Source organism: uncultured Mycobacterium sp. (genome assembly GCF_964249325.1).
In the GTDB taxonomy this organism is placed as follows: Bacteria; Actinomycetota; Actinomycetes; order Mycobacteriales; family Mycobacteriaceae; genus Mycobacterium.
On record NZ_CAXUCH010000349.1, the window covers coordinates 2543 to 3421 of the forward strand.

Consider the following 879-nt stretch of genomic DNA (forward strand, 5'->3'; position numbering starts at 1 on the left):
AACCAGACGTGATCCAGGTGCGCATGCCGGGGTTTGGCTTGGAGGGCCCGTGGCGCGACTATGTCGGTTGGGCGCTGAACATCGAACAGTTATCCGGGATGGCGGCCGTCACCGGCTACCCCGACGGTCCGCCGTGCAACCTGCAAGGGCCGGCCGACCCGCTGGTGGGGGTGCACGCCGGCGTCGCGCTGCTCGCCGCGCTCGACCGTCGGCGCCGCACAGGCGAAGGTCAGCTGATCGAGATCGCCCAGATCGAGGTCGCCGCCTGTGTCACCGCCGAACCGGTGATCGAATACTCGATGAACGGTGTTGTGCGGCCCCGCGAAGGCAACCGCCATCGGGGTTATCTGCAGGGCGTCTACCCGACGAGCGTGGACGGCGCATGGGTGGCCGTGTCGGTGCGCGACGACACCGACTGGCTGCACTTGGTCGCCGCGATAGGCGTCCCGGAAGTGGATGATGCCTGCCCGCTTGACCATGACCGGTTCGATGAGATCGTCGCCGAATGGACTCGATCGCAGCGACCGGCCCAGATTGTTGCGGCCCTCCACCAGCAGGGCGTCCCCGCCGAAGAGCTGCTTACCCCGGAGCAGATGTATGACGTGCCCCAGCTGGAGGCCCGCGAGTACTACCAGAAGCTCGAGCACCCGATCACCGGTGTGCACCGCTATCCGGGCTGGCCGTTTCGCATCGTGCCGGGCCCTGGCCGTCACCACCGCTGCGCGCCGCCGACCCTGGGCCAGCACAACAATGAGATCCTCAGAGAGCTGGGGTTATCCGACGACGAGATCGGCGCCCTGCGCGTCCGACGTGTAATAGGCGATCGGCCGCTGAACGCCTAAAGTGGGTCCGCCAGGGTCGGCGTCGCTATATGGGCAT

Annotated in this window: 1 pseudogene (running past one end of the window); it reads left to right on the plus strand. The window is 67.1% G+C overall.

The annotated features are described in order from the left end of the window. Positions 1-842 (plus strand): annotated as a pseudogene (locus ACFE99_RS24200) (CaiB/BaiF CoA transferase family protein) (it extends 1527 nt beyond the left edge of the window). Positions 843-879 lie beyond the last annotated feature (37 nt).